The sequence below is a fragment of the Pseudomonas nitroreducens TX1 genome (assembly GCF_000313755.1).
In the GTDB taxonomy this organism is placed as follows: Bacteria; Pseudomonadota; Gammaproteobacteria; order Pseudomonadales; family Pseudomonadaceae; genus Pseudomonas; species Pseudomonas nitroreducens_A.
The window spans coordinates 92485-119116 of record NZ_AMZB01000117.1 but is presented as its reverse complement, the minus strand read 5'-3'; the positions used below and the strand labels follow the sequence as shown (position 1 = coordinate 119116).

At 67.2% G+C, this 26632-nt stretch carries 15 protein-coding genes and 1 riboswitch; of the genes, 10 read left to right on the top strand and 5 right to left on the bottom strand.

Going from position 1 to position 26632, the window contains the following annotated elements:
- Window positions 1-8548: Ig-like domain-containing protein (locus C167_RS34295; RefSeq protein ID WP_017519457.1), on the top strand; the 8548-nt coding region annotated here is incomplete at its 5' end.
- Between the two features lie 116 nt (window positions 8549-8664).
- Entirely contained in the window at window positions 8665-8994 is a 330-nt protein-coding gene (locus C167_RS0116835; RefSeq protein ID WP_017519456.1) for a hypothetical protein, read from the top strand.
- 204 nt (window positions 8995-9198) lie between these two features.
- On the opposite strand, the gene lapD is transcribed toward C167_RS0116835, so the two are convergent.
- From lapD to C167_RS0116820, 3 genes are all read right to left on the bottom strand, one after another.
- Window positions 9199-11142 (bottom strand): cyclic di-GMP receptor LapD, encoded by a 1944-nt coding sequence (gene lapD / locus C167_RS0116830; protein ID WP_017519455.1) that lies wholly within the window; start codon window positions 11140-11142, stop codon window positions 9199-9201.
- Between the two features lie 48 nt (window positions 11143-11190).
- A complete protein-coding gene (gene lapG, locus C167_RS0116825) occupies window positions 11191-11895 on the bottom strand; it encodes a cysteine protease LapG (RefSeq protein ID WP_081596684.1) in 705 nt (234 codons plus the stop codon).
- Between the two features lie 141 nt (window positions 11896-12036).
- Window positions 12037-14010, bottom strand: a complete 1974-nt coding sequence (locus C167_RS0116820; protein ID WP_017519453.1) for an alkyl/aryl-sulfatase — start codon at window positions 14008-14010, stop codon at window positions 12037-12039.
- A 97-nt stretch (window positions 14011-14107) separates the two neighbouring features.
- Here C167_RS0116820 and C167_RS0116815 point away from each other — a divergent pair, with 97 nt between their 5' ends.
- On the top strand, window positions 14108-15019 hold the full coding sequence (locus C167_RS0116815; protein ID WP_017519452.1) for a LysR family transcriptional regulator: 912 nt from the start codon (window positions 14108-14110) through the stop codon (window positions 15017-15019).
- Window positions 15020-15071: 52 nt separating this feature from the next.
- Here the strand turns inward: C167_RS0116815 and C167_RS34870 are convergent, their stop codons facing one another.
- Together C167_RS34870 and C167_RS0116805 are read right to left on the bottom strand one after the other, a co-directional pair.
- Window positions 15072-15236: a hypothetical protein gene (locus C167_RS34870; protein WP_017519451.1), complete on the bottom strand. Its 165-nt coding sequence runs from the start codon at window positions 15234-15236 to the stop codon at window positions 15072-15074.
- 123 nt (window positions 15237-15359) lie between these two features.
- Window positions 15360-15617, bottom strand: coding sequence for a DUF1145 domain-containing protein (locus tag C167_RS0116805; protein ID WP_017519450.1), 258 nt, complete (start codon window positions 15615-15617; stop codon window positions 15360-15362).
- Window positions 15618-15873: 256 nt separating this feature from the next.
- A riboswitch (guanidine-I (ykkC/yxkD leader) is annotated at window positions 15874-15972 on the top strand.
- A 57-nt stretch (window positions 15973-16029) separates the two neighbouring features.
- Between C167_RS0116805 and C167_RS0116800 the strand changes: the two genes are divergently transcribed.
- From C167_RS0116800 to atzF, 7 genes are all read left to right on the top strand, one after another.
- A complete protein-coding gene (locus C167_RS0116800) occupies window positions 16030-17094 on the top strand; it encodes a putative urea ABC transporter substrate-binding protein (protein WP_017519449.1) in 1065 nt (354 codons plus the stop codon).
- A gap of 292 nt (window positions 17095-17386) precedes the next feature.
- Window positions 17387-18202 (top strand): ABC transporter permease, encoded by an 816-nt coding sequence (locus tag C167_RS0116795; protein WP_017519448.1) that lies wholly within the window; start codon window positions 17387-17389, stop codon window positions 18200-18202.
- On the top strand, window positions 18199-19002 hold the full coding sequence (locus tag C167_RS0116790) for an ABC transporter ATP-binding protein (protein ID WP_017519447.1): 804 nt from the start codon (window positions 18199-18201) through the stop codon (window positions 19000-19002). The genes C167_RS0116795 and C167_RS0116790 overlap by 4 nt, the downstream gene beginning before the upstream one ends.
- 10 nt (window positions 19003-19012) lie before the next feature.
- The gene (locus tag C167_RS0116785) at window positions 19013-19732 is read left to right on the top strand and encodes an urea amidolyase associated protein UAAP1 (RefSeq protein ID WP_017519446.1); all 720 of its coding nucleotides are present in this window, start codon (window positions 19013-19015) and stop codon (window positions 19730-19732) included.
- Between the two features lie 11 nt (window positions 19733-19743).
- Window positions 19744-20379, top strand: coding sequence for an urea amidolyase associated protein UAAP2 (locus C167_RS0116780; RefSeq protein ID WP_017519445.1), 636 nt, complete (start codon window positions 19744-19746; stop codon window positions 20377-20379).
- 292 nt (window positions 20380-20671) lie between these two features.
- A complete protein-coding gene (locus tag C167_RS0116775) occupies window positions 20672-24478 on the top strand; it encodes a 5-oxoprolinase/urea amidolyase family protein (protein WP_017519444.1) in 3807 nt (1268 codons plus the stop codon).
- A 209-nt stretch (window positions 24479-24687) separates the two neighbouring features.
- Window positions 24688-26496, top strand: coding sequence for an allophanate hydrolase (gene atzF, locus C167_RS0116770; RefSeq protein ID WP_017519443.1), 1809 nt, complete (start codon window positions 24688-24690; stop codon window positions 26494-26496).
- Window positions 26497-26632: the final 136 nt, after the last annotated feature.

The following is a 26632-nucleotide window of genomic DNA, read 5'->3' as shown; positions in this document are numbered from 1 at the left end:
CGTCACCGGCACCAATGACGCGCCGGTGGCCAGCGCCACCCAGGCCACGGTGGCCGAAGACGCCACCCTCAGCGGCCAGCTCGATGGCAAGGACGCGGACGATGGCGCGCAACTGACCTACAGCACCACCGGCACGCTGCCGGCGGGCTTCTCCGTCGGCACCGACGGCCAGTGGAGCTTCAATGCCGCCCAGCCGGCCTACCAGCACCTCGCGGTTGGAGCCACCGAGACCTTCACCGTCAACTTCACCGTCACCGACCAGTTCGGCGCACAGAGTTCCAGCAGCCTGACCCTGACCGTCGTCGGCACCAACGACGCGCCGGTGGCCTACGCCGCCAGCGCCACAGTGAACGAAGACCAGATCAGCAGCGGCCAGCTCACCTCCTCCGACGTCGACGACGGCCACGCTGCCTACTACAGCCTCAAGGATGCCGCCCCGGCCGGCTTCACCCTCAACCAGGACGGTTCCTGGAGCTTCGACGGCAACAACGCCGCCTACCAGAAGCTCGCTGAAGGTGAAACCCAGGAGCTGCAGATCAAGTTCATCGTCACCGACGACAAGGGCGCCACCGGCGAGAACGTCCTGACCCTGACCGTCACCGGCAGCAACGACGCCGCCGTCATCGGCGGCGCCAAGGTTGCCAACGTCTACGAGACCGACAGCGCCGTGAATACCGGCGGCCAGCTGACCATCAGCGACGTCGACGGACCGGCCAGCTTCCAGCCGCAGACCGACACCCTCGGCCAGTACGGCAAGTTCAGCATCGACGCCAGCGGCAAGTGGACCTTCTACGCCCAAGGTCCGTACAACGAACTGAAGGTCGGCGAAACCCTCACCGACACCTTCGCCGTCAAGGCCGCCGATGGCACCACCACCAACGTCACCGTGAACATCGTCGGCACCAACGACGCCCCCTATGCCCAGCCGGCCAGTGCCAGCGCGGTGGAAGGCGGCGTGGCCCTGCCCAGCCTGGTGGACAACGCCACCGAAGGTTCGGCCATCACCCTGAGCGTGACCACCACCCACGCCGGCGAAGCCGTGAGCTTCAACTGGAACTTCGCCACCAACGACTACGGGCAGTTCAACGACTTCGCCTACGTGCTGATCAACGGCCAGGCGGTGAAGCTGTCCGACGTCGCCACCGTGGGCGATGGCGGCACCTCCGGCCAGCAGCTGTTCAGCCATGTGTTCGGCCAGCCGGGCACCTACACCATCGTCATCGGCGTGGCCGACAACGGCGACAAGGGCGTCGACTCCAGACTGGTGCTGAGCAACCTCTCCAGCCAGATCACCGTCAGCCAGTCGGTGGGCAGCGTCAACCTGAGCAACGGCCAGTGGACCCTGACCACCAACGGCGCCACCCAGCAGACCCTGCAGGAGCTGAACAAGGCCGGCCAGGCCGTCACCGGCCAGTTGCAGGCCAGCGACATCGACCATGACGCCGTCCTGACCTTCAGCCTGAAGAACGCCGCGCCCGCCGGCTTCACCCTCAATGGCGACGGCACCTGGAGCTTCGACCCGACCTCGGCGGCCTACGACAGCCTGGCCGCCGGCGAGAAGCAGGTGCTGAGCATCGACTACATCGTCACCGACGAGCACGGCGCCACCGCCACCAGCACCCTGACGCTGACCGTCACCGGCACCAACGACGCACCGGTGGCCACCGCCGCCCAGGCCACGGTCAACGAAGACCAGACTGCCAGCGGCAACATCGGCGCCACCGACGTCGATCACAACAGCACCCTGAGCTATGCCGCCATGGGCAACCTGCCCGCCGGCGTGACCCTGCGCGACAACGGCAACTGGACCTTCAACGGCAAGGACAGCGCCTACCAGCACCTGGCCGAAGGCGAAACGCAGACCCTGCAGATCACCTACAAGGTCACCGACGACCAGGGCGCCAGCAGCTACGGCACCCTGACCCTGACCGTGGTTGGCGCCAACGACGCGGCGATCCTCGGCAAGGCCGACGTCACCCTGCAGGAAACCAACGCGGTACTCACCACGGGCGGCCAGCTGAGCATCAGCGACATCGACAGCCCGGCCACCTTCCAGGTGCAGAACGACACCGCCGGCCAGTACGGCAAGTTCAGCATCGATGCGGCCGGCCACTGGAACTTCGTCGCCAACTCGGCGCTGGACAGCCTCGCTGCCGGGCAGATCGCCCAGGACACCTTCGTGGTGAAGAGCGCCGATGGCACCGAAACCTCGGTCAAGGTCACCATTGTCGGCACCAACGACGCCGCGGTGATCGGCAACGCCGACGTCACCCTGCAGGAAACCAACGCCCCGCTGACCGCCAACGGCCAGCTGAGCATCAGCGACGTCGACAGCCCGGCCACCTTCCAGGCGCAGAGCAACACGGTCGGCACCCTGGGCAGCTTCAGCATCGACAGCACCGGCAACTGGACCTTCCTCGCCAACTCTGCCTACGACCACCTGGCCCAGGGCGCGACCCTGAGCGAAGTGTTCCAGGTGAAGAGCGCCGACGGCACCACCGGCAGCGTCACCGTGACCATCTCCGGCAGCAACGACGCACCCATCGCCAGCAACAGCTCCGCCAACGTCAACGAAGACGTGAAGAGCCAGGGCCAGCTGAACGCCACCGACGTGGATGATGGCGCCCAGCTGCAGTACGCCGTGGTCGGCAACGCCCCGGCCGGCTTCGTGCTCAGCGCCGATGGCAGCTGGACCTTCGATGGCAGCAACGCAGCCTACCAGTCGCTGAAGGCCGGCCAGACCCTGGAGATCGAGGTCAAGTACAGCGTCAGCGACGAGCACCAGGCCAGCGATGACGGCGTGCTGAAACTCATCGTCACCGGCGCCAACGATGGCCCGACCGCCGTGGCCGACAGCGCCCAGGCCGAAGAAGACACCACGCTGAAGATCAACGTGCTGGGCAACGACACCGACCCGGACGGCGACAGCCTGATCGTCACCAGCGCCAGCGCCGGCAACGGCACCGTGGTGATCAACCAGGACGGCACCCTGAGCTACACGCCCAAGGCCAACTACAGCGGCAACGACACCATCACCTACAGCATCAGCGATGGCCACGGCGGCACCTCCACTGCCACTGTCGCCGTCAGCATCGCTGCCATCGCCGACCAGCCCAACCTGTCCCTGGACAGCCACCTGAGTTCCACCGGCCTGACCCTGGAAACCTGGACCGGCCTGGCCCTGAGCGGCGGCGGCAGCGGCGCGAACCCCAACGACCTGCAGAGCAAGATCGACGCCGCCGGCACCCCGGCGACCAGCGAATCGATCACTACCGCGAAGGACGGCGACGTCCCGGCCGGCACCGCCAGCAAGGTCAGCGGCCTGATCTTCCTCGAAGCCGGCCACACCTACACCTTCAGCGGCACCGGTGACGACAGCGTGCGCCTGGTCATCGGCGGCAGCAACGTCGCCCAGGCCACCTGGGGCGGCAGCAGCGGCCAGTACAGCGGCACCTTCACCCCGACCGAGAGCGGCTACTACACCCTGGCCCTCTACCAGCACAACCAGAACGGTCCGGGCAACTTCGACCTGAAGATCTCCGACAACGGCAGCACGCCGACCCTGCTGGGCACCGGCAGCGCGCTGGTCTACCACAACGCCGGTGAACTGACCGCCGGTGGCGAAAACCTCACCGCGCACCTGAGCAACGGCCAGGGCTACTACACCGCCGCCACGCTCAACCAGGGCAACGAAGACAGCGCCATCGCCCTGTCGAAGATCCATGCCGCGCTGGTCGATACCGATGGCTCGGAGAGCCTGGCCGTCAGCATCGGCAAGATCCCGGTCGGCGCCATCCTCAGCGACGGCACCCACAGCTTCACCGCCGACGCCAGCCACGACAGCGTCACCCTCACCGGCTGGAACCTGCAGACCCTGACGCTGACCCCGCCGCAGGACTTCAACGGCACCATCAAGCTGGAAGTCACCGCCACCGCGACCGAAAGCAGCAACCAGGATGCGGCCACCCGCACCCTCGACCTGACCGTCACCGTCAACCCGGTGAACGACGCGCCGACCGTGAGCGGCGCGCAGAACCTCAGTACCGACGAGGACACCCCGGTCAGCGGCCAGATCCACGCCAGCGACGTCGACGGCGACACCCTGAGCTACGCCGTGAAGAACGGCAGCGGCCCGGCCAATGGCAGCGTCACCTTCGGCACCGACGGCCACTACACCTACACGCCGGCGGCCAACTACAACGGCAGCGACAGCTTCACCGTGGTGGTCAGCGATGGCCACGGCGGCAGCGTGGAACAGGTCGTCAGCGTCGGCATCAAGCCGGTGAACGATGCGCCGACCACCAGCGACCAGCAGAAGACCATCGCCGAAGACGCCTCGCTGAGTGGCAAGATCGTCGCCAGCGATGTGGACGGCGATGCGCTCACCTATTCCTTCAAGACCGTTGCGCAGCATGGCTCGCTATCGCTCAACACCCAGACCGGCGAGTATTTCTACAAGCCTCTCGCCAACTACAACGGTCCGGATTCCTTCTCCATCGCCATCAGCGACGGCAAGGGCGGCGTGACCTATTCCACGGTCACCATCACCGTCACCCCGGTGAATGACCTGCCGGTGTTCGACGCGCCGAGCAACACCACCACGGCCGAGGACACCACGCTGGTCAGCGCGGTCCATGCCAGCGACGTGGATGGCGATTCGCTCACCTACAGCCTCAAGACCGGCCCCGCGCACGGCACCCTGACGCTGCAGGCCGACGGTCACTACACCTACACCCCGGACGCCAACTACAACGGCCCCGACAGCTTCACCGTGACCGTCGACGACGGCAACGGCGGGGTGGTCGACCAGGCCGTCAGCCTTACCGTTACCCCGGTGAACGACGCGCCGACCACCGCCAACCAGACCAAGTCCGTCGCCGAAGACACCCCGCTGACCGGCAAGATCGTCGCCAGCGACGTCGATGGCGACACGCTCAGCTACGCCGTGAAGAGCGGCGTCACCCACGGCACCCTGGTTCTCAACGCCGCCACCGGTGACTACACCTACACCCCGGCGGCCAACTACAACGGCAGCGACAGCTTCACCGTCACCGTCAGCGACGGCCACGGCGGCACCGTCGACTCCGTGGTGAGCATCACCGTCACTGCGGTCAACGATTTGCCGGTGTTCAACGCGCCGAGCAACACCACCACCGCCGAAGACACCGCGCTCACCGGCAAGGTCAGCGCCACCGACGTCGACGGCGACACACTCACCTACAGCCTGAAAACCGGCCCGGCCCACGGCAGCATCGTGGTCGACGCCGCCGGCAACTACACCTACACGCCGAGCAAGGACTACAACGGCGGCGACAGCTTCGTCGTCACCGTCAACGACGGCCACGGCGGCGTGGTGGACCAGACCGTCAACCTCACCATCACCCCGGTGAACGACGCGCCGGTGTTCACCAGCGGCGCCACCCTGAGCACCGCCGAAGACACCGCCAAGACCGGCCAGCTCACGGCCACCGACGTCGACAACGACAGCGTCACCTTCTCGCTCAAGGCCAACGGCGGCGCCGCCCACGGCACCGTGGTGGTCAACGCCAACGGCAGCTACACCTACACCCCGGCGGCCAACTACAACGGCACTGACAGCTTCACCGTGCTGGCCAACGACGGCAAAGGCGGCATCACCGAGCAGACCATCAACGTCACCGTCACCCCGGTGAACGACGCGCCCAACGGCGCCGACAACACCGTCACCCTGAACGAAGACAGCAGCCGCAGCTTCAGCGCCGCCGACTTCGGCTTCAGCGACGTGGACGCCGGCGACACCCTCAGCGCCGTGCGCATCGACAGCCTGCCGACCAACGGCTCGCTGAAGTTCAACGGCACCGCCGTGACCGCCGGACAGGTGATTGACGCCGCCGACCTGAGCAAACTGGTCTTCACCCCGGCGGCCAACGCCAACGGCACCATCTACGCCAACTTCACCTTCTCGGTGAAGGACAGCGCCGGTGCCTTCGACGCCACGCCGAACAAGATCACCCTCAACGTCACCCCGGTGAACGACAACCCGATTGCGGTGAACGACACCTTCACCCTCGCTGGCCTCAAGGGCAATTACTGGGGCTACCGCGAAGGCCCCGACGGCGCCAACCTGACCAGCCTCAGCCAGGTCGCCGCGTTCATCGCCGGCAAGGCTGCCGCCGCCACCTTTACCGCCACCAGCCTGAACTACAACCTCAGCAACGGTGACCTGGGCGGCGACGGCAACCTGCAGAAGTTCCTCGGCAACGACGCCGGCTCGCTCAATACCGATCCGGCGAACACCTCCGATGCGATCATCCAGCTGACTGGCGCGATCAGCCTCAACGCTGGCAACTACCAGCTGCGGGTCAACGCCGACGATGGCTTCAGCATCAAGATCGACGGTGTCGAAGTCTTCAAGTACGACGCGATCCAGAGCCCCACCGGCCGCGAGTCGGCGGTGTTCAACATCGCCCAGAGCGGCAACCACACCATCGAGATCATCTACTGGGATCAAGGTGGCCAGGCACAGCTGCAGGTGGAAATGCGTCCGCAGGGCGGCACCTACGCCACCGTCGGCGGCACCGCGCTGACCCATGCCGTGGGCGAGCTGGTGACCAACGAGGACACCGCGCTGACCATCGCCCCGCAGACCCTGCTGGGCAACGACAGCGACGTGGACGGTGACTCCCTGTCGATCCTCAGCGTGCAGAACGCGGTCAACGGTACGGTCGCGCTAATCAACGGCAACGTCGTGTTCACCCCGAACAAGGACGTCAACGGCACCGGCAGCTTCACCTACACCATCAGCGACGGCCACGGCGGCACCAGCACCGCGACCGTCACCGTCGGCATCACCGCCGTCAACGATGCGCCGACCCTGGTGGCCGATACCGCTGCCACCAAGGAAGACACGGCGGTGAAGATCGACGTGCTGGCCAACGACAAGGACGTGGACGGCGACAGCCTGAGCGTCAGCAGCGCCACCGCCAGCAACGGCACCGTTGTGATCAACGCCGACGGCACCCTGACCTACACGCCGAAGTCCAACTTCAGCGGCAACGACACCATCAGCTACACCGTCAGCGACGGCCATGGCGGCACCGCCACCAGCACCGTCGCCGTCAGCGTCAGCCCGGTGGCCGATGCGCCGCTGCTGGTCAGCGGCAGCATCTTCCAGCTCAACCCCGGCGCGGTGACCATCAGCACCACCCAGGAAATCACCCGCGCCGTGCTGGAGCAGGAGACCGGCCTGTCCAACAACGCCCTCAACGGCATCGACCCACCCAAGGGCGCGCTGAACGATCCGGGCAACGTCACGGTGATCGACGGCGCGCTGACCAGCTCGGACTACAGCCTCACCGCGGGCAGCAAGATCAACTTCACCTGGGCCTTCACCAACGGCGAGAACAGCGTCAGCGAAATCCAGGACGGCTTCAACGACATCGTTGCCCTGGTCATCACCGACCCCACTGGCGCCAGGCAGGTCATCCAGGTGACCTCCTCGGAACAGCTGGGCGCCAGCGTGAACGGCAACGGCATCCAGAGCTTCACTGCGACCCAGAGCGGCAACTACCACTTCGACTGGCTGGTGCTCAACGGTGGTGACAATGGCAAGGACTCCAGTCTGGCCATCAGCAACACCACCGTGACCTTCGGCGGCAAGACCTACGGCTCGGCCGTCGACATCGCCCTGACCACCGGCCTGACCGACACCGATGGCTCCGAGAGCCTGAGCGTGAAGATCAGCGGTGTGCCGACCGATGCAGCATTCACGGCGGGGACCAAGACCGGCGCCGACACCTGGACCTTCACCGAGGCGCAACTGCACGACCTGCAGCTGCTCACCGCGGTGAACTACAGCGGCACCCTGAACCTGAATGTCACCGCCACCGCCACCGAGTCCAACGGCAGCACCGCCAGCAGCACCGGCACGCTCGCCGTCACTGTCGCCACCACCACCAGCACCACCGCCACCGGCAACAACGACCTGCTGCACGGCCTGGATGGCAACGACAACCTCAGCGGCGGCAACGGCCACGACATCATCTACGGTGGCACCGGCAACGACACCCTCAACGGTGGCAACGGCAACGACTCGCTGTATGGCGGTGCAGGCAACGACACGCTCAACGGCGACGCCGGCAACGACCTGCTGGTCGGCAACGAGGGCAACGACATCCTCAATGGAGGCGCAGGTGACGACATCCTGATCGGCGGCAAGGGCAGCGATACCCTCACCGGCGGCTCGGGTGCCGATACCTTCCTGTGGCGTGCGGGGGATACCGGCAGCGCGACCATCACCGACTTCAAGGCCGGTGAAGGTGACCGCATCGATATCAGCGACCTGCTGCCGGAGACCGCGCACAACGACATCCTCAGCTACCTGAAGGTGGACACCGCGACCTCGACCTTGCAGGTGAGCACCACCGGGCAGATCAACAGTGGCGGTGCCGCGGACGTGACCATCAAGCTGAGCGGCGTCGACCTCTCCAGCTACGGCTCGACCTCCACCGAGATCGTCAACAAGCTGGTGGCGGGTTCCGACCCGGTGGTCAAGACTGAGCATCATTGATCCGCGGTTGCCGCCAGGCTTCCAAACGGTCAGGCTCTGACACGGCGACAGCGGGGCCGCCCTTCGGGGTGGTCCCGCTGTCGTTCCTTCACATCAAGAGACATGGGGACGGGTCGATGCTGTACATCCAGCGCAACGCCGAGGGAAAAGTCGCACGCGTCGAGGACGTCGAGTTCGAAGGCGCCACCGGTACCTTGCCGGCGGACCATCCGGACATCCAGGCCTGGGCGGCCGAAAGCAGCCTGCTGCAGCTCAAGCAGAGCGACCTGGACATGATCCGGGTACTGGAGGACTTGATCTCGGTGCTGATCAGCAAGGGCGTGATCCGTATCACCGACCTGCCGCCGGCGGCCCGCTCGAAGCTGCTCAACCGCACCCAGGCGCGGGAAGCCCTGGGCGGTCTGACCCGGCTGATCAACGACGACGAGGAAACGGGACTGATCTGAGCCCCGTTTTTCTCTTCCGGCAAATGTTTCCCTGTAGGGCGCATAACCCGGAACGGGTTATCCGCCGATGCCACGACGGCGGATAACGCTGGCGCGTTATGCGCCCTACGCCCCTACGTGAATGAAATTGCAGGAGTCGCCCTGTAGGAGCGGGCTATGCCCGCGAACCGACGGCAAGGCCGGCGTCACAGGCGCGAACACCCATCACCACGGCGCCGGCCCACCGAACAGCTGCCCCTGCACGCCCTGGATGCCCATCTCCTTCAGCACCCGGAACTCCCCGGCCGTCTCCACGCGTTCGGCGATCAGCGGCAGGTCGATGCTGTGCGCTGCGCGCTGCATCGCCTCGATGAACAGGCGCTTGTCGTTCTCCTGGTCGATATGGCGGATATGGCTGCCATCCACCTTGAGGTACGCCAGCCCCAGCCGCGCCAGGTTGCCGATCATGCTGAAGCGCCCGCCGAAGTGCTGCAGGCTCAGGCGATAGCCCAGCTCGCCGAGGCGGCGGGTCAGGGCTTCGAGCACCGGTTGCGCCGGCAACTGGTCTTCTTCCAGCTCCAGGGTCAGGCGCCCGGCGAATTGCGGGTGCTGGCGCAGCAGGTCGAACACGCGGGTGGTCGCCCATTCATCCCGCAGCAACGCGGCGGACAGGTTCAGCGCCAGTGGTCGGTTGTGCCTGGCCATGTCCGCCAGCACGCTTTCCAGCATCAGCAGGTCCAGCCGCGCGGTCCAGCCGAAGCGGTCCAGCCAGGGCAGGAAGCGCCCGGCGGCGATGCTGCCGCCCTGCCCGTCCGGCAGGCGCGAAAGCACCTTGTAATGCAGCACCACCTGCGGATCGGCACAGGACACCACTGCCTGGAAGTGCAGCTGGAAGCGCTTGTGCACCAGCGCCTCGTCCAGCAACTGGTGCCAGCTGTGGCGCTCCTCGGCGACGGGCTTCGCGCCGCCCTGGAGGAAGGCCCAGCAACTGTCGTTCTGCCGCTCGGCCTGCACCAGCGCCTCGTCCGCGCGCTGCAACAGCACCTGGGCGGACTCGCCGGAAACGAAGGGCACCAGTCCCAGGCAGGCCACCGGACTGACGTCGCTGGCACCGGTGGTGACCAGCGCAGCGAGCATGGCTTCCAGGCGCATCGCCAGGGCCGGCGCGTCCTCGGGCATCAGCCCGGGCGCCAGCATGACGAACTCGCCGCCACGGCTGCGCGCCAGGGTCAGGCCAGCGCCCAGCCCTTGTGCAGCCAGGCGCAGTTGGTCGGCCACGGCCTTGAGCAGCTGGTCGACGCGCTGGCCGCCCAGGCGCTGGTTCAGTCCGGCGAGATCATTCACCCGCAGGACCAGCAACACGCCGCTGCTGACCCGGTCCTCGGCGCTCAGCCGGTTGTTCAGCTGCATGTCGAAGAAGCGCCGGTTGCCCAACCCGGTCAGGCTGTCCTGGTAGGCCTCGTCGCGCAGGCGTTCGCTGCGCTGCGCCTGCTCCTGGAACAGCGCCTTGAGCTTCTCCACCATCTGGTTCATCGCCAGCACCACGCGGCGCAGCTCGGGTGTACGCGGCAGTTCCGGCAGGCTGAGGAACTCGCGGCGGGCGATGGCATGGGACTGCTCCACCATGTAGTCCAGCGGCCTGAGCTGGCGGCGCAGCAGGATGGCGCCGAGCACGGCGCTGGCGATGCCGCACAGCACCAGCCAGAGCAGGCTGCCCAGCGCGCTCTGCCAGAGCTTGGCGATGGCGAACATCGGGTGGCTGAGCACCTCGACCCGCGCCGCCTGGGTCCAGCCGCGGCTGACGATGGCGTCGCCGCCGGCCGAGTGCAGGTCGATCAGCGAGATGAACCACTGTGGCACCTTGGCCGCCACCGCATCGGGCACGCCGGTGCGCTCGACGATCACCTTGTTGGTCGACAGGTCGATCACCCGGATGCTCTCGAAGTAGCCGCTGTCGAAGATCGAGCTGACCATCAGCTCGACCATCGCCGGGTCGTCGATGTTCGGCGTCAGCGACAGGCCAAGGGCGGTGGCGGCATCCTGGGCATGGGAGCGCAGCTGGTTGCCATACTGCTCGCGCGAGCTTTCCAGGCCGACCATGAAGCTGCCGCTGAAGGCGACCACCAGGAACAGGCAGATGGCGATCAACAACTGTTTGAACAGGGACATCGTGTCTCCAGGCTCCGTCGATGGAGCTATTCGCCTCAGTCAGAGGAGCTATTCGTTCTCGGGAAAGCCTTCGGCCTTCATCTTCTTCAAGAGGTCCTGCCAGCGCGACAGCCGCTTGCTGTCGCCCACCTGCTTGCCGCCGCCGGCACCGTTGCCGGCAAGCCAGAGGCCCTCGCCATTGAAGGCGTAGACCGGCTGCAGGTCGCTGCGCTGGCTGGCCGGCAGGATGCTGCCGATCAGGTTGTCCAGCACCAGCGGCACGGCGTCGGGCCGTGGGTAATACGTAAGCACCATGTGCGCCTGGTTCAGGCGCAGTGCCTTGACGTAGGTAATGCGCAGCTTCTGCGCCGGCACCCCGAGGTGGCGCAGGCTGATGTACTTGGCGATGGCGAAATCCTCGCAATCGCCGGCGCCCTTGAGCAAGGCCTCCACCGGCGTCGCCCAGTAGTCCACTTCGTGCCAGAGACTCAGGTCGTCGGTGAAACGCAGCTGGTCGTTGAAGAAGCGGTTGACCGCCTGCAGCTGGTCGCGCTCGCTGGTGGAGGCCTGCTGCGCGAGCAGCTTCTGCCAGGCATCGATGCGCACCTGGCCGTCGCCCAGCGGCCCATAAAGGCGTGTGGATTGCTGGCTGATCAGCTTGAAGTCCCACTCGGCCTGCTGCGCCCCCGCCAGGACGCCGAGCGAAGCCGCCAGCACCAGGGCCAACGGCCCCGGCCAGCAACGACGCAGCATCCTGGTACAACGGCTGAGCATGATCGCGACGACTCGACTGCGAGCGCCAACAACCAGCTGCGGGCGCAGGGGTGGCATGGTGCAGACTGGCCGGGAAAAAAACAATGGCACAATGCAATCACTGCATTGTGCCATCACCGGGTGACGCGAGCGTGAGCGGGATCAGCTCTTCTCAGGCGGGGTCACGATGTCGAACCAGAAGTTGAAGTCCTCCAGCATGCCGAACAACTTGGCCAGCAGCAGCGGGTTGCCCGAGCTCTTGAGCTTGCCCTCGAACACCAGGCGCACCGGCGACACCTGCTTGAGCATCAGGCGGTTGAGGTCGGCACGGTCGATAGTCACGGTCTGACCGGCGTTCTCGCTCTGCACGCCCTTGATGTTGTTCAGGTGCGAATTCTTCAGCTCCAGCAGGTATTTCTCGTTCTTGTCCGGCAGCACCAGGTTGATGGCGAAGTCCTCGCCCTCGGCCTTCTCCGCATTCAGGCGCACGCCCAGGTAGTCGAACAGCAGGCCGGTATCCATCGCCGCCAGCGCATCGGGGCTGCCCGATTTCATCGACGGCAGGTCCTTGGGCACGCCGTTGCGCAGCTCCTGCGCGGCGGTCAGGTAGCTGTTGCGCCAGCCGGCGTTCTCGGCCTGGTAGCCGAGCTGCTCCAGGGCGTCGGCCTGCAGGTTGCGCGCGGCCTGGTTGGCCGGATCGGCGAAGACCAGCTTGTTCACCACCTCCACCACCCAGCGGTACTCGCCCTTGTCGAACGATGCCCTGGCCATCTGCAGCAGGTGATCGGCGCCGCCCATGAACTCGACGTACTTCACCGCCGAATCCTCCGGGGCCAGTGGGTTCAAGGTCGCCGGGTTGCTGTCGTAGTAACCCAGGTACTTGTTCACCACCGCGCGCACGTTGTGGCTGACGCTGCCGTGATAGCCACGGTTGAACCATTCGTTGGCCAGCTCCGGCGGCACTTTCAGGCGCTCGTGGATCTGGTTGATGGTCACGCCGTTGTTGGCCAGGTGCAGGGTCTGGTCGTTGAGGTAGCCGTACATGTCGCGCTGCTTCTCCAGGGTGCGGACGATGTCCTCGTGCCCCCAGCGCGGCCAGTTGTGCACGGCGAACATCACCTCGGCCTTGTCGCCGAAACGGTGCAGCGCCTCGTTGATGTACTTGCTCCAGCCCAGCGGGTCGCGGGTCTCGGCGCCGCGCAGGGTGTAGAGGTTGTGCAGCGTGGCGGTGACGTTCTCGGCCATCAGCAGCGCCTTCTGCTGCGGCAGCCAGACGTTCATCTCCGCCGGCGACTCGGTGCCCGGGGTGTTCTGGAAGGTGAAGGGCACGCCGTCGATGTCCATGTCCACCAGCGAGCCATCGACGGTCCTGGTCGGTGCGATGAGGCTCATCGGGCCGTGGGCGACGGCCTTGCCGATGGCCATGTCGACATGCCCTTGCGGCCCCTGCGGCAGCATCGTGCCGTACTGGTAGGTGGCTCGGCGCAGCATGGCGTTGCCGGCGAGCACGTTCTCCTTGATCGCCGCCTCCATGAAGCCCTTGGGCGCGATGACCTGCACCTCGCCCTTGTCCACCTGCTCCTGGCTCACCAGCCCCTTCACGCCGCCGAAGTGGTCGATGTGGGCGTGGCTGTAGATGACCGCGCGGATCGGCTTCTGCCCCAGCTCCTGGCTCACCAGGGCGTAGGCGGCCTTGGCGGTGGCCGGGGTGGTCAGGGTGTCGATGACGATCCAGCCGGTCTTGCCTTCGATGAAGGTGGTGTTGGCCAGGTCGTAGCCGCGCACCTGGTAGATGCCGTCGGTGACCTTGAACAGGCCGTAGCTGAGGTTCAACTGGGCCTGGCGCAGCAGGCTTGGGTTGACGCTGGCGACGTCCTTGGCGGCCTTGAGGAAGTCGTAGCCGCCCAGTTGCCAGGCGACCGTGCCGTCGTCGTTCTTGATGACGAGGTTGTCGGGGCGCTTGATCAGGCCCTTTTCCACCCGCTCGAAATCGGCGCGGTCATTGAAGGGCAGCGACTGGCGCACCTGCTCTTGGGCAGCCTGGGTGAAGGACGACGGCGGCTTGGGTTGTTCGGCGGCGAGCAGCAGGCCGGGGCAGAGGCTGGCGAGCAGCACGGCGGCGGAAAGACGGGACATCGGAGCACTCCGGACTTTGTTGTTGTGCTCGCACTATGCCGGCCGCTGCGTTAATAATTCCAATGCATTCCTATTCAACAATCGATGCATAACGCGCATGAGCGATCTCCGCCAGCTACGCCACTTCGTTGCCCTTGCCGAGCACGGCCACTTCGCCCGCGCCGCCGATGCGGTGAACCTCAGTCAGCCCGCCCTGTCGCGCAGCATCCAGGCGCTGGAGGGCCAGCTGAGCTGCCAGCTGGTGGACCGCAACCCGCGCGGCGTCACCCTCACCGCCCATGGCCGGCTGGTGCTGGAGCACGCGCGCCGCCTGCTGGCCGGCGACCGCGCACTGAAGAACGCGGTGCTGCAACTGGCGGACCTGGAGACCGGTGAGCTGCGCCTGGGCGCGGGCCCCTTTCCCGGCGCGCGCCTGATGCCGCAGGTGCTGGCGCGCTACAGCAGCGCGCACCCGAAAGTCTCGGTCCTGCTCTCCATCGAGAACTGGAGCGAGCTGCACCAGCGCCTGCTGGACGACGAACTGGAACTGTTCATCGCCGACTACCGCGAACTCGAAGGCGACAGCCGCCTCGACATCCTGCCGTTGCGGGTGCACCGCGGCGTGCTGTTCTGCCGACCGGGGCATCCGCTGATCGGCAGCCCCCCCTCGGTGGCGCGGGTGCTCGACTACCCACTGGCCGGCCCGCGCCTGCCGCGTGATGCCCACGAAGGGCTGGCGCGAACACTGGGTCGCGAGCAACCGCTGAGCGTGCAATGCGATGACGTGCTGATGCTCAAGGAGCTGGTGAAAGGCAGCGACGTGCTCTGCCTGGCCACCTGGGACGTGGTGGCCGCGGACGTGCGGGCCGGCAGCCTGGCGCTGCTGCCCTGGCCCAGCAGCGGCGACGTCGCCGGGCGTGGCTCCGCCTATGCCCTGGTACGCCATGCCAGCCGCAGCCTGTCGCCCGCCGCCAGCCAGTTCGTGGAGATGCTGCTGGAGGAAGACGCGGCGTTCAACGCCGCGTCATGAGTGCTTCGCGCAGGATGGCATGAAGCGAAGCGATACCCGTCAGGCTCCTGCCTCAACGGCGCCACCCCTGGTATGGACCACCGTAATAGGCCGGCGGCGGTGCCGGGCGGTAGTAGTGCGGCCGGTCATGCCAGCCGCCACGGTCGTGGTCATGCTCGTAGACCACGCAGCCGGTCAACGGAAGGATCATCAGTACAGCAACGAAGAAACGACGCATGGCGCCTCCATCTGGCGAGCCGGCCGCCGCGCCGGGATGCGGGGCGTAGATTCTTCCGGTCTCACAGGATCAGACATGTCTGTCAGAAGGCGGTGCCGCAGCGAAAGGTAAAGCTTGGGTAAATCAGCCGTTCAAGGTTTCCAGGCGACGAAGCTTGCGGCTCTGCAGATGCAGCACGCCGAACAGCAGCACCTGCAGCTGTTCCAGCCAGGAACGCTGGCGCGCCAGCAACAGCACCTCGCCCGCGTGCACCACCAGCAGGATCGCGGAAAGCCCCAGCAGCGGGCGATACAGCTCGCCGAACGGATAGATCAGGTTGAGCACGGCGGCGACCCAGAACAGGGTCAACGCGCCCTTGGCGAAGCTCAGCAGCTCGGACATGGCGAAGGACTCCTCAAGGTGAAGGTCGCTGCAGTTTGCCGCCCGGCGCGCCCTGCCCGCTCCTGCCTTTCGACTGGCCGCGCGCACCAGGATGCGGCGTGGCGCTTCATTTGAGGGCAGGCAACCGCCCCGGCTTGCCCCGAGATATCCGCCGCAACCCTTCTGTCCCGGTACTTTCGCCAACTTGGCACGCCGCTCGCTTTGTCCCGGCTGTGCAGGAACGATCCGATCCTTCGGACAGCGGCACCACAATCTGACAATGGATGACTAGGGTTCCGGCTCGCGCAGCGAGTGACTGGTCCGAGAGTCATCGACCTCCAGCGAGGTTACACGGCGGGACAAAAGCCCGGGAGACGAGAGCGACACGTGCCGCCCGACTCCTGCCTGCCCGCCAATCGACTGGAGATGCTCCATGCGCAAGCCCCTTCTGACCGCCCTGTTCGCCGCCGGCCTCGCCGCCTTCAGCGTCTCGGCGTCCGCCGCCGCGAAGAACAGCTTCAACCTCTGCTGGACCATTTACGCCGGCTGGATGCCCTGGGAATACGCGGCCAGCCACGGCATCGTCGACAAGTGGGCGAAGAAGTACGGCATCGAAATCAAGATCACCCAGCTCAACGACTACATCGAGTCGATCAACCAGTACACCGCTGGCCAGTTCGATGGCTGCACCATGACCAACATGGACGCCCTCACCATCCCCGCCGCCGGCGGCGTCGACTCCACCGCGCTGATCGTCAGCGACTTCTCCAACGGCAACGACGGCATCGTCCTCAAGGGCGAAGGCAAATCCCTGGCCGACCTCAAGGGCATGAACGTCAACCTGGTGGAACTTTCGGTCTCCCACTACCTGCTCGCCCGCGCGCTGGAAAACGCCCGCCTCACCGAGAAGGACGTGAAGACGGTGAACACCTCCGACGCCGACATCGCCGCCGCTTTCAATACCGACGACGTACAGGCCGTGACCACCTGGAATCCGATGCTCGCCGAGGCCCGCGCCAAGCCGGGCACCACCGAGGTGTTCAATTCCAGCCAGGTTCCCGGCGAGATCATGGACATGATGGTGGTCAACAGCGCGGTCCTGAAGGACAACCCCGCCCTGGGCAAAGCCCTGACCGGCACCTGGTTCGAGACCGTCGCGCTGATGCAGGGCGACAGCGCCGAGACCCGCGCCGCGCTGGAACACATGGCCAAGGCCTCGGGCACCGATCTGGCCGGCTACCAGAGCCAGCTCGCCACCACCAGGCTGTTTGCCACGCCCAAGGAAGCCCTGGCCTTCGCCACCAGCCCGAAACTGCCGGCGACCATGGACAAGGTGGCGGCCTTCTCCTTCACCCACGGCCTGCTCGGCGAGGGTGCGAAAAGCGCCGAGGCGGTCGGCATGAGCTTCGCCGGCGGCCTCACCACGGGTGACGCGCAGAACCTCAAGCTGCGCTTCGACCCGACCTACGTGCAGATGGCGGCGGACGGGAAGCTCTGAGGCTCGACAGCTTTTCGTAGGAGCGAGGAGGCGCCTAGCCCTTACTCGCGAACCGCCATGACACCCGAGTGCCAGGCGGTACTCTGTTCGCGAGCAAGAACTGGGCGTCCCCCTCGCTCCTACTACAGCCCCTCTCCCTAACCCTCTCCCTGAAGGGAGAGGGGACTCGTTCGGTGCCGGTTGAAACCTAGGCGTCAACCGGCACGGACAGCCCCCTCTCCCTTCGGAGCGGGGCGCGCAGCCAGGGCGGGGGAGAGGGAACGCTTCACACGGAAATCCACAGGTACGAACCATGCGCCTGATCAACCGAACCCCCGACCGCAGCGGCCGCCTGTTCCTGGTGCTGCTGCCCTTCGCCCTGCTGCTGTTCGCCTACTTCGCAGGCTCCACGGCGCGGCTGGCGGATAACCCCAACGACAAGCTGCTGCCCAGTGCCGTACAGATGGCCGACGCGGTGAACCGCCTGGCCTTCAGCGAAGACAAGCGCACTGGCGACGTGCTGTTCTGGCAGGACACCGGCGCCAGCCTGCAACGCCTCGGCCTGGGCCTGGGTATCGCCGCCCTGCTCGGCCTGGTACTGGGCATCGCCGCCGGCAGCGTGCCGCTGTTCGGCGCGCCGCTCTCGCCGCTGCTCACCGTGCTGTCGATGATCCCGCCACTGGCGATCCTGCCGGTGCTGTTCATCGTCTTCGGCCTGGGCGAGCTGTCCAAGGTGGTGCTGATCGTCATCGGCGTCGCCCCCTGCATCGCCCGCGACATCGAACAGCGCGCCCGGGAAATCCCCCGCGAACTGCTGATCAAGGCACAAACCCTGGGTGCCAGCACCTGGACGCTGATCCTGCGCGTGGTGCTGCCGCAACTGATGCCGCGCCTGCTCATCTCCCTGCGCCTGATGCTCGGCTCGGCCTGGCTGTTCCTCATCGCCGCCGAAGCCATCGCCTCCACCGATGGCCTGGGCTACCGCATCTTCCTCGTACGCCGCTACCTGGCCATGGACGTGATCCTGCCCTACGTAGTGTGGATCACCGCGCTGGCCTGGCTGATGGACTGGGCGCTGCGCGCGCTCACCCGCCGCGCCTTCCCCTGGTACGAAGGAGGCAAGGCATGAGTTTCATCAGCGTGAAGAATGTCTGGCAGGCGTACGACGGCAACGTGGTGCTCGAACGCCTCAACCTCGAGGTGAAGGAAGGCGAGTTCTGCACCCTGGTTGGCGCCTCCGGCTGCGGCAAGTCCACCTTCCTGCGCCTGCTGCTCGGGCAGGAGCGCCCCAGCCGCGGCGAACTGCTGCTCGAAGGCCAGCCGCTGGCCGCAGAGCCCGATCCAAGCCGTGGCGTGGTGTTCCAGCGTTACTCGGTGTTCCCGCATCTGTCCGTGCTCGACAACGTCGCCCTCGGCCTGGAGCTGCCGCGCTCGCCGCTGCTCGGCCGGCTGCTGGGCAGCGCCAAGCGCGAGGCCCGCGAACAGGCCGCCGCCTTGCTCGAGCGCGTCGGCCTCGGCCATGCCCTGCAGCAATATCCGAGCGCCCTGTCCGGCGGCATGCAACAACGCCTGGCGATTGCCCAGGCGCTGGTGATGAAGCCGCGCGTGCTGCTCCTCGACGAGCCCTTCGGCGCGCTCGACCCCGGTATCCGCAAGGACATGCACGCCCTGCTGCTGGAGCTGTGGCAGGAAACCCGGCTCACCGTGTTCATGGTCACCCACGACCTGGCCGAAGGCTTCAGCCTGGGCACCCGCCTGCTGGTCTTCGACAAGGTCCGCCACGACCCGCAGGCACCCAGCGCCTACGGCGCCCGCATCACCTACGACATCCCGCTCAACGCCGACCGCAAGGCCGCCCGCGCCGCCCTGCCCGAACCGCTCGCCGCGCGCCTGGAAACGGCCGCGCCGCTGATCACGCCGGCCTACTGAGGAACCCGACATGAACGACCTGCGCACCACTCTCTATGAAGAAACCGTCCCCGGCGGCGGCCACACCTCCTTCGTGCTCAAGCGCGGCCAGTTGCTGCGCCTGACCGACATCGAAGGCGGCGGCAACGCCAGCGTGCTGCTGTTCAATGCCGCCGAGAAAAGCGAGCGCCTGAACCTGCCCGACAGCCTCAAGTGCCAGCACACGGCGCGCCTCACCGCCGGCCACTGCCTGTACTCGGACATGGGCCGCGTGCTGGCTGCCATCACCGCCGACAGCTGCGGCTGGCACGACAGCTTCGGTGGCGTGCTCAACGCCGCCGAAGTGCAGGAGAAGTATGGCGCCGGCCGCTACCAGGAACTGCGCAACGGTTTCCACCGCAACGGCGTGGACAACCTGCTGGTGGAAATGGGCAAGTGGGACATGCGCCTGCAGGACCTGCTGATGTGCCTGAACCTGTTCAGCCGCGTGGACGTCGACGCCGATGGCTGCTTCCGCTTCGCCCAGGGCAACTCGAAAGCCGGCGATTTCGTCGAGCTCTACGCCCCGATGGACACCCTCGTCGTCCTCACCGCCCTGCAGCACCCGCTGGACCCGAACCCGCAGTATGCGCCCAAGCCCATCGGGCTGACCTGGCAGCAGGTCGCCGCCGACGGCATCAGCGTGCTCTGCCGCACGTCCCGCGCGGAGAACGGCCGCGGCTTCCACAACACCGAACGCCAGTACCTGTAAGGAGCGCGAGCATGCCCATAGTCCCCAGCGACAAACACCCCGAAGCCTGCGTCTCGCGCACCCTGATCCCAGCTGGCGAACCCAGCCTGACCGAACTCAAGGCCGGGCAGACCCTGCGCATCCTCGACCTGGAAGGCAACCAGGCGGTGGACACGCTGTTCTTCAGCGCCGCCAACCCGCGCGAGCGCTACGACGTGCAACGCACCCTGCGCAAACAGGGGCAGGTCTACCTCAGCGCCGGCAGCGTGCTCTGGTCCAACCTCGGCAACCCGATGCTGACCATCACCGCCGACACCTGCGGCCGCCACGACACCCTCGGCGGCGCCTGCGCCCAGGAGAGCAACACCGTGCGCTACGCCCTGGACAAGCGCTACATGCACAGCTGCCGCGACAATTTCCTGCGCGCCAGCCTGCACGACGGCCGCCTGAGCAAGGCCGACATCAGCCACAACATCAACTTCTTCATGAACGTACCGGTCACCGCCGAGGGCGGGCTGACCTTCGAGGACGGCATCTCCGGCGCCGGCAAGTACGTCGAGTTGTTCGCGCACATGGACGTCATCGTCCTGATCTCCAACTGCCCGCAGCTCAACAACCCCTGCAACGGCTGGAACCCGACGCCGGCGGAGCTGCTGGTATGGGATTGAAGCAGCCACAAGCGACAAGCGGAAAGCTGCAAGCGTTGCGGCGCTGGCTCTTCCTCCTTGGCCAGAGCCGAAGTGCCCAGTGCAGCCCGACGCTCCAAATGGCCCCCTCTCCCGCTCGCGGGAGAGGGCGGGGGGAGAGGGAACGCCCAGCACCATAGCAAGGGCCCTTCTCCCCAGCCCTCCCCCTGAAGGGAGAGGGAACAATACGCAGCAGGGCCCAGGCCCCGGCGGTGGACGGCCACCGCCAGATACGAATTCGACAGGACGACCTGTCCCGCATGGGGAAACCTCCATGTTCGACAAACTACTCATCGCCAACCGCGGCGCCATCGCCTGCCGCATCCTGCGCACCCTTCGTGAGCTGCAAGTAGAAGGCGTGGCCGTGTACGCCGAAGCCGACGCCGCCAGCCTGCACATCCAGCAGGCCGACCATGCCATCAGCCTCGGTGAGGGGCCGGCGTCCAGCACCTATCTGGACGTTGAAAAGATTCTCCGCGCCGCCCGCGACAGCGGCGCCCAGGCCATCCACCCCGGCTACGGCTTCCTCTCCGAGAACGCCGCCTTCGCCGAAGCCTGCGAAGCCGCCGGCATCGCCTTCGTCGGCCCGACGCCGGAGCAGCTGCGCCTGTTCGGTCTCAAGCACACCGCCCGCGCGCTGGCCCGCGAACAGGGCGTGCCGATGCTCGAAGGCACCGACCTGCTGCCCGACCTCGACGCCGCCCTGCTCGCCGGGGAACAGGTCGGCTACCCGGTGATGCTCAAGAGCACCGCCGGCGGCGGCGGCATCGGCATGCGCGTGTGCCGCTCGGCGGCCGAACTGCGCGACGCCTTCGACGCCGTGAAGCGCCTCGGGCAGAACAACTTCAGCGACTCGGGCGTGTTCATCGAGAAGTACATCCAGCGCGCCCGCCACCTGGAAGTGCAGGTGTTCGGCGACGGCCAGGGCGAGGTGATCGCCCTTGGCGTGCGCGATTGCTCGGTGCAGCGGCGCAACCAGAAAGTGCTGGAGGAAACCCCCGCGCCCAACCTGCCCGCCGGCATGGCCGAAGCCCTGTGCGCGGCGGCGATCCAGCTGGCGAAAGCCGTCAGCTACCGCAGCGCCGGCACCGTGGAATTCGTCTACGACAGCCAGGCGCAGCGCTTCTACTTCCTCGAAGTGAACACCCGCCTGCAGGTGGAGCACGGCGTCACAGAGCAAGTCTGGGGCGTCGACCTGGTGCGCTGGATGATCGAGCTGGCCGCCGGCGACCTGCCGCCCTTGGCCGAACTGGTTGCCGAGCTGAAACCCAGCGGCCACGCCATCCAGGCGCGCCTCTATGCGGAAGACCCTGGCCGCGACTTCCAGCCCTGCCCTGGCCTGCTCACCGCCGTGCAGTTCCCGGCGGCCGACGGTAAGACCCTGCGCATCGACACCTGGGTCGAGGCCGGCTGCGAGATTCCGCCCTGGTTCGATCCGATGATCGCCAAGCTCATTGCCTGGGCGCCAACCCGCGAACAAGCCAGCGCCGGCCTGGATCGTGCGCTCGCCGGGAGCCAGCTTTACGGCGTCGAGTGCAACCGCGACTACCTGCGGCAGATCATCAAGGACGCCCCGTTCGCCAGCGGCTCGCCCTGGACGCGCTGCCTGGAAGGCCTGCGCTACCGCGCGCAGACCTTCGAAGTACTCAGTGCCGGCACCCAGACCAGCGTGCAGGACTACCCCGGCCGCCTCGGCTACTGGGCTGTCGGCGTGCCGCCGTCCGGGCCGATGGACGACCGCGCGCTGCGCCTGGGCAACGTCCTGCTGGGCAACCCCGAAGGCGCCGCCGCGTTGGAAATCACCATGAGCGGCCCGACCCTGCGCTTCAACACGGACGCCGTCGTGGCCATCACCGGCGCGACATTGCCGATCAGCCTGGATGGCGTCGAGCAACCGATGGACACCTCGCTGTTCATCGCCGCCGGCTCTACGCTCAGCCTGGGCACCGTCAGCGGCGCCGGCGCGCGCAGCTACCTGTGCCTGCGCGGCGGCCTGCAGGTACCGGACTACCTGGGCAGCAAGAGCACCTTCACCCTCGGCCAGTTCGGCGGCCATGGCGGCCGGGCCCTGCGCGCCGGCGACGTACTGCATCTCGCGGAGCTGGCCGACGACAGCCACGGCGCGAGCCTGCCGTCGCACCTGTGCACCGAACTGCCACTCGTGCGCGAGATCCGCGTGATCTACGGCCCCCACGGTGCACCGGAATACTTCACCCCCGCCTATATCGACACTTTCTTCGCCACCGACTGGGAAGTCCACTTCAACTCCAGCCGCACCGGCGTGCGCCTGATCGGCCCGAAGCCGGAATGGGTGCGCGAAAGCGGCGGCGAGGCCGGCCTGCACCCGTCGAACATCCACGACAACCCTTACGCCATCGGCGCGGTGGACTTCACTGGCGACATGCCGGTGATCCTCGGCCCGGACGGCCCCAGCCTGGGCGGCTTCGTCTGCCCGGTGACGGTGATCGAGGCGGACCTCTGGCAACTCGGCCAGCTCAAGGCGGGGGACAAGGTGCGGTTCGTGCCCGTCTCCATCTCCGAAGCCCGGAATCTGGCGGCTTTTCGTAGGACCGAGGGGGGCGCCTTGGCCCTTGCTCGCGAACCCGCCCAGCTCCTGGACCTCCAGCAGAATGCGTTCGCGAGCAAGCTCGCTCCTACCGATCAACCCAACTCCCGTGCCGCCGGGTTCCCCTCACCCCAACCCTCTCCCACCGGGAGAGGAGGCAGCGCGGAGCTGCCGGCGATTACCGTGCTATCCGGCCACGCGGACAGCACCCTCTCCCGCTTGCGGGAGAGGGCGGGGGGAGAGGGCAGCCCGAGCACCCAACTCCCTTCCCCCATCGTCCTCGACCTCGGCCAGGACGACACGCGCCTGGTCGCGCGCCTCTCCGGCGACACCCACCTGTTGCTGGAAATCGGCCAGCCCGAGCTGGACCTCGTGCTGCGCTTCCGCGCCCACGCGCTGATGCAGGCGCTGGAAGCCAAGGCAGTCGCCGGGGTGATCGACCTCACGCCCGGCATCCGCTCGCTGCAGGTGCACTACCAGCCGGAAACCCTGCCGCTGCACAGCCTTCTGGAGACCGTCGCCGGTCTCTGGGACGCCGTCTGCGCCGCCCGTGACCTCAAGGTGCCGTCGCGCATCGTGCACCTGCCGCTGTCCTGGGACGATCCGGCCTGCCAACTGGCCATAGAGAAATACATGACCACCGTGCGCAAGGACGCACCCTGGTGCCCGAGCAACCTGGAGTTCATCCGCCGCATCAACGAACTGCCGGACCTCGAAGCGGTGTATCGCACCGTGTTCGAGGCCAGCTACCTGGTGATGGGCCTGGGCGACGTCTACCTCGGCGCACCGGTGGCCACGCCGCTGGACCCGCGCCACCGCCTGGTCACCACCAAGTACAACCCGGCGCGCACCTGGACGGCGGAAAACTCCGTGGGCATCGGCGGCGCGTATATGTGCGTCTACGGCATGGAGGGCCCCGGCGGCTACCAGTTCGTCGGCCGCACCCTGCAGATGTGGAACCGCTACCGCGAGGTCGCGGCGTTCGACGGCAAGCCCTGGCTGCTGCGCTTCTTCGACCAGATCCGCTTCTACCCGGTGTCGGCGGATGAACTGCTGCGCATCCGCCGCGACTTCCCGCTGGGCCGCTACCCGCTGCGCATCGAGCACAGCGAACTGCGCCTCGCCGACTACCAGCAGTTCCTCGCCGAGGAGGCCGAGAGCATCGCCGCCTTCCGCCGCCACCAGCGTGCCGCCTTCGATGCCGAGCGCGAGCGCTGGATCGCCTCCGGCCAGGCGCACTTCGAGAGCGAGGAAGCCGCCGTCGACACCGGCGAGGACGCTCCGCTCGGCGCCGGCCAGCATGCCATCGAGAGCCACATCGCCGGCAACCTCTGGCAAGTGCAGGTGGAAGCCGGCGCCAGCGTGAAGGCCGGCGACATCCTGGTGATCCTCGAATCCATGAAGATGGAAATCCCCCTCACCGCCCCGCGCGACGGCGTGGTGCGCGAAGTCCGCGTGCAGCCCGGCTCACCAGTGCGCGCCGGGCAGCGGGTGGTGGTGATGGAGGAGGCGTGAGCAGGTCCGCGCAGAGCCAAGAGCCCCTCTCCCCAGCCCTCTCCCGCAAGCGGGAGAGGGAGCCGTTCGGAGTGAGAGGCAACTTCCGACTCGTCCTGAAAACTCATCGTTAGATTTCGCATCAGAGCGCTCTTCCCCTCTCCCTTCATGGGGGACGCCCAGTCAGAGGGCCGGGAAGAGGGTAGCCGCCCAGCACAGGAACCCCAACCATGCCCACCCCCTTCGACCTCCGCCTCGCCACCCTGCGCGCCGCCTACCGCGAAGGCCGCGCCACGCCGCGCCAGCTGCTCGCCCAACTGCGTGACAAGGCTGCCGCACTGAACCCGGACTACCACCTGTTCATCCACCTGCTCAGCCTGGAAGAACTGGAGCCCTACTTCGCCGCGCTGGACGACAAGTCCCCCGAAGCGCTGCCGCTCTATGGCATCCCCTTCGCCATCAAGGACAACATCGACCTTGCCGGCATCCCCACCACCGCCGCCTGCCCGGCCTTCGCCTACACACCGGAAACCTCGGCGACGCTGGTCCGGCAACTGATCGACCTGGGCGCCATCCCGCTGGGCAAGACCAACCTCGACCAGTTCGCCACCGGCCTCAACGGCACCCGCTCGCCCTACGGCGAATGCCGCAACAGCGTGCTGCCCGAGTACCCGTCCGGCGGCTCCAGCGCCGGTTCCTCGCTGGCCGTGGCGCTGGGCGTGGCGAGCTTCGCCCTGGGTACCGACACCGCCGGCTCCGGCCGTGTGCCGGCAGCGCTCAACGGCCTGCTGGGGCTCAAGCCGAGCAAGGGACTGCTGTCCAACACCGGCCTGGTGCCGGCCTGCCGCACCCTGGACTGCATTACCTACTTCACCGCCAGCGCCGCCGAGGCCAGCGAGCTGCTCGCCCTCACCGCCCGCCTCGACCCGAAGGACGGCTACAGCCGCGCCAACCCGGCCTGGAACGATGCCAGCGCTTTCGGTGCGCCCCGGCCCTTCCGCTTCGGCGTGCCGCGCGCCGACCAGCTGGAATTCTTCGGCTGCCACGAAGGCCCGGTGCTGTTCACCGATGCCCTCGACCAGCTCAAAGCACTCGGTGGCGAGCCACGGGAAATCAACTTCGCGCCCTTCCTCGAAGCCGCGCGCCTGCTCTACGAAGGCCCCTGGGTGGCCGAGCGCTACAGCGTGGCCGGCGAGCTGATCGAGCGCGACCCGCAGGCCGTGCTGCCGGTGATCCGCGACGTGCTGGCCAAGGCGCCCGGCGCCACCGCCGTGCAGGCCTTCCGCGCGCAATACCGGCTGCAGGAACTCAAGGCGCAGTGCGACGCGATCCTCGCCGACCTAGACTGCGTGCTGACGCCCACCATCGGCCGGCCGGTGACCCTGGACGAGCTGCACGCCGAACCGGTGAAGCGCAATTCCGACCTGGGCTACTACACCAACTTCATGAACCTGCTGGACTACGCCGCCGTCGCCGTGCCCAGCGCAATCATGGGCAACGGCCTGCCCTGGGGCGTAACGCTGTTCGGCCGCGCCTTCACCGACCAGTACCTGCTTGGTGTGGCGGACGCGCTGCAGCGCCTGCACAACCTGCCGCTCGCTGGCGGCAACGCCGTCGCGCCCGCCTCCTCCGCAAACCCGGCGCGCAACGACCGCGCGCGCCTGGTGGTATGCGGTGCGCACCTCGACGGCCTGGCGCTGAACGGGCAACTGCGCCAGCGCGGCGCCCGCCTGCTGCGCGCCACTCGCAGCGCGCCGGCCTACAAGCTCTATGCCCTGGCCGGCGGCCCGCCGCTGCGCCCCGGCATGTTGCGCGTGACCGACGGCGGCGTGGCCATCGAGGTGGAAGTCTGGGAGCTGCCCAGCGCCGAGCTGGGCTCCTTTCTCACCGGCATCCCGGCGCCGCTGGGGCTGGGCAAGGTGCAGCTGGAAGACGGCAGCTGGGAAACCGGCTTCATCTGCGACGCCTGGGGCCTGGACGGCGCCGAGGACATCAGCCGCTTCGGCGGTTGGCGTGCGTGGCTGCAAAGCCGTAGCTGAGTAACATCGGTAGGAGCGAGCTTGCTCGCTCCTACCGATCGGCCGGCCGAATACTTATGCTGCTCACTGGCGGAAAACGCCACGTGCTCTATGTCTTGCTGCCGCACCCATGGAACCCCGCCGCGCCACCCGCTAG